Raw genomic sequence first — 7,464 nt, forward strand, 5'->3', positions numbered from 1 at the left:
GCTCCTGGCGCACGAAAAAAAGCGCCCGGGAGTTCATGCCATCCCGGGCTGTTTCCGATCAAGCCGGCGAAGCGCCGGCCGGGTTGCTCAGTGGGCGGACGCCGACGAAGCGCCAACGCCGGTTTCAGAACGAACTTTCTGCGCCGGATAGAGCGAGCGTTCGAGTTGGGCCTGTTTGCTGTTGTCCATCTTGGAGACCAGGTAGATCACCACGAAGGCAGCCGACATCGAGAACAGCGCCGGCGACGAGTACGGGAACAGTGCGCTGCCCTTGGGATTGTGCATCACCGCTTCCCACACCGACGCGGAAAGGATGGTCAGTACAACCGATGTAATCAGACCAACGATGCCGCCGGCAACCGCACCCTTGGTCGTGCAGTCCTTCCACAACACCGACATGAACAACACCGGGAAGTTGGCAGAACAGGCGATGGCAAAGGCCAGCATCACCATGTAGGCGACGTTTTCCTTCTCGAACGCGATGCCCAGGAGAACCGCAACGATCCCCAGGCAGACCGTGGTGATCTTGGAAACGCGCAACTCGGACGCGGAGTCGGCATTGCCGTGCTTGAACACCGTCGCATACAGGTCGTGCGAAACCGCCGAAGCCCCAGACAGCGTGAGGCCTGCAACGACGGCCAGGATGGTCGCAAAGGCCACCGCCGAGATGAAGCCCAGGAAGACGTTGCCGCCGACCGCATTGGCCAGGTGAATGGCCGCCATGTTGCCACCACCCTTCAGACCATCCCACACGGGCTTTCCATCGGCACCGATCGCCTGTACTCCGTCGACCATCTTCGGCACGTAGTACGCCTCCGGATTCTGCGTCAGCATCACGATGGCGCCGAAGCCGATGATGAAGGTGAGGATGTAGAAGTAGCCGATCCAGGTGGTAGCCCAGCCAACCGACTTGCGTGCTTCCTTCGCACTGGGAACCGTGAAGAAGCGCATCAGGATATGCGGCAGACCCGCCGTACCGAACATCAGGGCCATGCCGACCGAGATCGCAGAGACCGGGTCCTTGATCAGTGCGCCCGGAGACATGATCGCGAGATGCTTGGGATGGATCTCCACCGCCTTGGCAAACAGCGCCTCCGGATTGAAACCAAACTGGAAGAGCACCGCCAGCGCCATGAAGGTGGCACCCGTAAGCAGCATGATTGCCTTAATGATCTGTACCCAGGTGGTGGCCGTCATCCCACCGAACAGCACATAGCACATCATCAGGACGCCGACGATGATCACCGCGTAGATGTACTCCAGTCCGAACAGCACCTTGATCAACTGACCGGCGCCGACCATCTGGGCGATCATGTAGAAAGCCACGACGACCAGCGAACCGGTGGCGGCAAAGCTGCGCATCGGCGTTTGCGCGAAACGATAGGCGGCCACGTCGGCAAAAGTGAACTTCCCGAGATTGCGCAGACGCTCGGCCATCAGGAACGTGATCACCGGCCAGCCGACCAGCCAGCCGATCGAGAAGATCAGGCCGTCAAAGCCGTTGGCGAAAACCAGACCGGAAATCCCGAGGAAGGACGCCGCCGACATGTAGTCACCGGCGATCGCCAGCCCGTTCTGGAAACCGGTGATGCCGCCACCGGCGGTATAGAAATCCGCCGCGGATTTCGTTCTCGCCGCCGCCCACTTGGTGATTCCCAAAGTGATCGCGACGAAGATGGCAAACATTGCGATCGCCACCCAGTTGGTCGCCTGCTTGGTCGTATTGCCGAGGTCCGCACCGGCGGCGAGAACTCCGCCGGCTGCCAACAGGCCGAGACTCAGCCCGACGATGTTACGAGCGGTTCTACTGATCATTTCTTGCTGGCCTCCTTGATGACCTCGGCACTCATGTCGTCGAAATCGGTATTCGCCTTGCGGACATATACATTGGTGATAGCGATCGTGAAGACGATCACTCCAATCCCCAGCGGAATGCCGATCGTCATCACCATGCCCGGCGCCACGGGTGTGCCGAGCCACTCCTTGTTGAACGCGATCAACAGAATGTACCCGTAATAGGCGATGACCATCAGAATGGACATGACGATGCTGTAACTCGAGCGCTTGCGGACCAGTTCGTGGTACTTGGGATTGGCCTCAATCCGTGCAACGATGTCGTCGTTCACTTTCTTGTCTCCTCCAGGAATGTACAAATCTGTACAAATATCGAGTCACTTATCATGACCTAGCGGCAGATCATAATGACCATTACTTACTTCCCGCTTACGGCATCAGGGGAAATCCTGCGACAACAATACCTTGCCGTGCCTGTTTCATGCCGTGTTGCAATTTGCCGACAGGCCCGGCCCGACCGGCTGCCCGGCTGTCGCGGCCGCCGACCGGGCGGGTGGCCGCGACACCGCGAGTCAGACACCTGCGATGATGCCTTTCGACGCAGGAGGAACAATTTCACGGTCCCGGTTTCTCTTCCCGTTAGAATCCATCACCGCCAACTCAACGCCGTATCTGGAACATGTCCAATATCAACCTGCTTCCCGACCTGATCAGCCGCTCGGCAGCTCGCCGGCCGGACGCTATCGCCCTGACTTATGGCAGGCAGTCGATGAGCTACGAAGTCTTGCAGCAATCGCTGGCGGCTTTTGTCGGCTGTCTCGTCGGCCTCGGGGCGCAGCGGGGCGAAAGGATTGCGATCTATCTGGAGAAACGACCGGAGACCGTCGTTGCCAGTTTTGGCGCGACCGCAGCCGGCTGCGTGTTCGTGCCGCTCAATCCGCTGCTGAAAGCCGAACAGGTCGCGTACATCCTGCGCGACTGCAACGCACGCGTTCTGGTCACCTCCCGCGAACGCCTGTCGCTGCTCGATCCCGTGTTGTCCTCCTGCCGGGAACTTCGGCACGTGCTGCTGGTAGACGGCGAGCCGCGACCCGAAGACCCGGGGCATCCGTCCCAACTGTGCTGGAACGAGCTGTTGCAGAGCCCGACGCGAGCCGGTCACCGAGTCATCGATGCGGACATGGCAGCGATCCTGTATACCTCGGGAAGTACCGGCAAGCCGAAAGGCGTCGTTCTTTCGCACCGCAACATGGTCTCCGGTGCCGCGAGCGTCGCCAGCTATCTCGAAAACCGTGCGGAAGATACGCTGCTGGCCGCCTTGCCGCTGTCGTTCGATGCCGGTTTCAGCCAGCTGACGACCGCCTTCCACGTCGGTGCACGGGTCGTGCTGCTCAATTATCTTCTCCCGCAGGATGTGCTCAAGGCGCTGGCGCGCGAAAACGTGACCGGGCTGACCGCGGTACCACCGTTGTACATCCAGCTTTCGCGACTCGAATGGCCGGCAGCGATTGGCCAACACCTGCGCTACTTCGCCAATACCGGCGGACGCATGCCGCGCGAAACGCTCGCCGTCTTGCGCGCGCGCCTGCCGCAAAGCAAGCCCTTCCTGATGTATGGCCTGACCGAAGCGTTCCGCTCGACCTATCTGCCTCCGGAAGAGGTCGAGCGAAGACCCGATTCGATCGGCAAGGCGATCCCCAACGCCGAAATCCTCGTCCTGCGCGAGGATGGCTCGCTCTGCGCGGCCAACGAACCGGGCGAACTCGTCCATCGTGGAGCCCTCGTCGGCATGGGGTACTGGAACGACCACGAAAAAACCGCCGAGCGCTACAAGCCTCTCCCGGTGACCGTACCCGGCCGCGCTGCCGGTCTCACGTTGCCCGAAATTGCGGTCTTCTCGGGTGACACGGTGCGCATGGACGAGGCGGGCTTCCTTTACTTCATCGGTCGCCGGGACGAAATGATCAAGACTTCCGGTTACCGGGTCAGCCCCACCGAGGTCGAAGAGGTGATCTACGCCACCCGGCTGGTCGGGGAATGTGTCGCTTTCGGGATCGACCACCCGACGCTCGGGCAGGCCATCCAGGTGATTGCCACGGCAGGCGCGGACGGCGATCCCGACGTCGCCACGCTGCTCGCCGAATGCCGTGTCCGGATGCCCGCATACATGGTGCCGGCGAGCATCGTCGTGCGGCCAGGGCCGTTGCCGCGCAACCCGAACGGCAAGATAGACCGTCGCACACTCGCCGACGATTTCACGTCCGGCCAGGGACAGGGCATGTCCAAGGGGAAATCGTGATGAACAGGCCAGCCGTTCCGGCGCACACGCCGATGAGCCAGTTCCTGCAGCATGCAGGTGAATTGCTCGTCGGTGGTATTCCTCTGTCACGACTCGCTGCACGCGCCGGGCAAACACCGTTCTACGCGTATGATCGGCAACTGCTGACTCGGCGCGTCGACGAACTGCGGACGGCGCTGCCACCCAGCGTAAAGCTGCACTACGCGATGAAGGCCAATCCGATGCCCGCCCTGGTCTGTCATATGGCGGCACTGGTAGACGGCATCGACGTGGCTTCCGCTGGTGAACTGAAAGTGGCTCTCGACGCCGGTGCCGATCCGCGAGAGATCAGCTTTGCCGGCCCGGCCAAACGACGCAGCGAGTTGCGGCAAGCGGTCGCAGCGGGCATCCTGATCAATGTCGAGTCCTTCCGCGAAGTCGCCGAGCTGGCCGAAATTTGCGCCGAATCCGGCCACGTGGCGCGCCTCGCCGTACGCGTGAATCCAGATTTCGAACTCAAGAGCGCCGGCATGAAGATGGGCGGCGGCGCCAGACAATTCGGCGTGGACGCGGAGCAGGTACCCGAACTGCTCGCCGAGATCGGCCGCAGCGGCATGAAATTTGAAGGATTCCACCTTTTTGCGGGGGCGCAGAACCTGAAGTGCGAAGCGATCGTGGAAGCGCAACGGAAAAGTTTCGAACTCGCGGTGCTGCTCGCACAATCCGCTCCGTCAGCGGTCCGCTTCCTCAATCTCGGTGGCGGTTTCGGCATCCCCTATTTCCCGGGGGAACAGCGCCTCGATCTGACACCGATCGGACACAACCTCGCCGACCTCGTCGACCGTGCCGGTCGCGAGTTGCCAGAAGCGGAACTGGTCATCGAGCTGGGACGCTATCTGGTGGGGGAAGCGGGGATTTACGTGACCCGGATTGTTGACCGCAAGGTCTCGCGCGGCCATACCTTCCTGGTCTGTGATGGCGGATTGCACCAGCATCTTTCGGCGTCGGGCAATTTCGGGCAGGTCATCCGCAAGAACTACCCGATCGCGATCGGCAACCGCATGGCGGCCGGCGAGTGCGAAACGGTTTCGGTCGTGGGTCCCCTGTGTACACCGCTCGACCTGCTGGCCGACCGAATGGAACTCGCCAAGGCGGAAATCGGGGATCTGGTGGTGATTTTCCAATCGGGTGCCTACGGTTTTTCGGCCAGCCCGCAGGCATTCTTGGGACACCCCTTTTGTCTGGAGCTGCTCGTTTGAGAGTGGGCGGCAATGCGGCCGACCACGACACCTGGCTGCGCGACGCAACCCATCGGCAGAGTAAGGAATCAATATTGAACGTTCAGGATTCAGCGATGCCGGTGCTGGGTGAGAAGACCCGAGCCAACCGACTGGTCGAGATCGACGCGTTACGCGGTGTAGCAGCGGTATCGGTCGTGCTGTTTCATTACACCACCCGTTTCGGCCAACTGTTCGGTGCGGATCCGCCACCGACGATTTCGTTCCCGGAAGGCCACTACGGGGTCAACCTGTTCTTCATCATCAGCGGCTTCGTCATCTTCATGACGCTGGAGAAAACGGCGAGGCCGATGGATTTCGTCGTCTCCAGGTTCAGCCGACTGTTCCCTGCCTATTGGCTGGCTATCGCGCTGACCTTCGCAGTGACCCACCTGCTCGGCTTGCCGGGCAAGCTGGTTGACGTCGACGCGGCATTCGCCAACCTGGTGATGATCCATAGCCTGTTTCACGTGCCACATGTCGACGGGGTGTACTGGACGCTCGAGGTCGAACTCCTGTTCTACTGTGGAATGCTCTGCTTGTTCCGCCTGCAATTGCTGCAACGCGTCCACCTCTTCCTCCTCGGACTGCTGGCAGCTCGCCTGCTCTATTTTGTGTTCGAACGGAAATTCGCCATCGAGCTTCCGTGGACCATCTACCGACTGCTGATCCTGCAGTACATCCCCTGGTTTGCCTTGGGTATAGCGATTTATCTCGCCACCCACCGGAGCGATATGGAGTCACGACGGGCCGCTGCGATCACGGCCACCTGCGCCACCGTGACGCTGCTGCTGATTGATTCGCTGTTTTTTGCGAGCCTCGCAGTTGTCCTTGCCAGTGCGGTATTTCTCGCCGCCAATGGGCGAATTCGTTTGCTTCGGCATAGGATTTTCGTCTGGCTCGGCGCAATTTCCTACCCGCTCTACCTGCTGCACGAAAACATCGGCTGGAGCCTGCAGCTTCGCTTGGGGGAACTGCGGGTACCAACCGATTTGGCAATTCTGGCGGCACTGGCGTGCAGCCTTGCCCTCGCCACCGCCGTCACGCGCTGGGTCGAGCAACCGGCCATGCGTTGGATTCGCACCCGCTACCGCAAGCGAAGGGCCACCTGCCAATGATCGGACGACGGGTCAAGTGGCTGCTGCCGGCAGTCATCGCTTGCACCATGGCGGTGATCCTGTTCGCAGGCCACAGGCAGAAGGCACACCAGCAGGCCGAACTCTTGGCAAAGCTGCAACAAATCGTCCGAATCGGCAACGAGCCCGAGCTCTCCTGCCGCGAGATCGTCACCGAGCAGCCATTGGTTCTTCTCGCGCTCGGCCAATCCAATGCCGCCAATCATGGGGCTGGCTTCAAGCCCGGCGCGCAAGCAATTACCCTTGTCGTTGAGGGAAGGTGCGTGACCGCCACTGATCCCCTGCCCGGCGCGACGGGGCGCGGCGGCAGCATCTGGCAAAGGTTGCCAGATGCCCTGCGCGAGCACGTACATGGCAAACCCATTGTTCTATCAGTGCTCGCCGTAGACGCCAGTTCGATTGCGGAATGGACGAGTCAAGACAGTGCGTTGCGCCAACGGCTCCTGGAACAACTCGCTACGCTCCGCCAACTCGGTCTGCCCCCCAATTTCGTGCTCTGGCAACAGGGAGAATCTGACGCCCGTCTCGCAACCAGCGGCAGGGATTATTCGCGGCAACTCGATGCGCTTGCTGCGACCATCAGCGAAGCGGGCATCGCAGCACCAATCATCCTGGCGCGCTCGACGATCTGCCGATCCGCCCCGGCCGAGGAGATCCGCCGCGCCATCGAGTCGAAGGCGGCAAACGACCAACGCTTTCGTCTTGGCCCCGATACCGACCTTCTGTCGGGAGAAGGATTTCGCCATGATGGCTGTCACCTGAGCATTGACGGGCTGACGAGTGCGGCTAGAATGTGGGCTGCGGCGATCAGCGACCACGCTTACAAGACCTCTGCCCCACCTTGACAAGCGACAGCGACACGGCGGCGCTCGGCAAGCCGACTCGGTCTGGAAGCACGCGCTTGGCTCCTCCAGGAAACGCCCAACCCCCAATACTCACCCTGGAAACCCCTACATGACCCACTACACCAGTCTGTGGA

General features: G+C 61.2%; 6 protein-coding genes. 4 read left to right on the forward strand and 2 right to left on the reverse strand.

The genetic code is table 11. The features are described from left to right. Positions 1-87: 87 nt before the first annotated feature. Positions 88-1,815 carry a cation acetate symporter gene (locus NFV80_RS04090; RefSeq protein ID WP_295328681.1) on the reverse strand — a complete coding sequence of 576 codons (1,728 nt, stop codon included), beginning with the start codon at positions 1,813-1,815 and terminating at the stop codon, positions 88-90. Beyond that, positions 1,812-2,126, reverse strand: a complete 315-nt coding sequence (locus NFV80_RS04095) for a DUF485 domain-containing protein (RefSeq protein WP_296757946.1) — start codon at positions 2,124-2,126, stop codon at positions 1,812-1,814. The genes NFV80_RS04090 and NFV80_RS04095 overlap by 4 nt, the downstream gene beginning before the upstream one ends. Positions 2,127-2,473: 347 nt before the next feature. Here NFV80_RS04095 and NFV80_RS04100 point away from each other — a divergent pair, with 347 nt between their 5' ends. The 4 genes from NFV80_RS04100 to NFV80_RS04115 all read left to right on the forward strand — a co-directional run bounded on the left by NFV80_RS04100 (position 2,474) and on the right by NFV80_RS04115 (position 7,330). Then, positions 2,474-4,093, forward strand: coding sequence for an acyl-CoA ligase (AMP-forming), exosortase A system-associated (locus NFV80_RS04100; RefSeq protein WP_296757948.1), 1,620 nt, complete (start codon positions 2,474-2,476; stop codon positions 4,091-4,093). Next, a complete protein-coding gene (locus NFV80_RS04105) occupies positions 4,093-5,331 on the forward strand; it encodes a pyridoxal-dependent decarboxylase, exosortase A system-associated (RefSeq protein ID WP_295328672.1) in 1,239 nt (412 codons plus the stop codon). Before NFV80_RS04100 ends, NFV80_RS04105 begins: the two co-directional genes overlap by 1 nt. A gap of 95 nt (positions 5,332-5,426) precedes the next feature. Next, positions 5,427-6,467, forward strand: a complete 1,041-nt coding sequence (locus NFV80_RS04110) for an acyltransferase (RefSeq protein WP_295328670.1) — start codon at positions 5,427-5,429, stop codon at positions 6,465-6,467. A 47-nt stretch (positions 6,468-6,514) separates the two neighbouring features. Then, a complete protein-coding gene (locus NFV80_RS04115; RefSeq protein WP_296757955.1) occupies positions 6,515-7,330 on the forward strand; it encodes a sialate O-acetylesterase in 816 nt (271 codons plus the stop codon). The last annotated feature ends 134 nt before the right edge of the window (positions 7,331-7,464 follow it).

Source organism: Accumulibacter sp., from assembly GCF_023806565.1.
Lineage (GTDB): Bacteria > Pseudomonadota > Gammaproteobacteria > Burkholderiales > Rhodocyclaceae > Accumulibacter.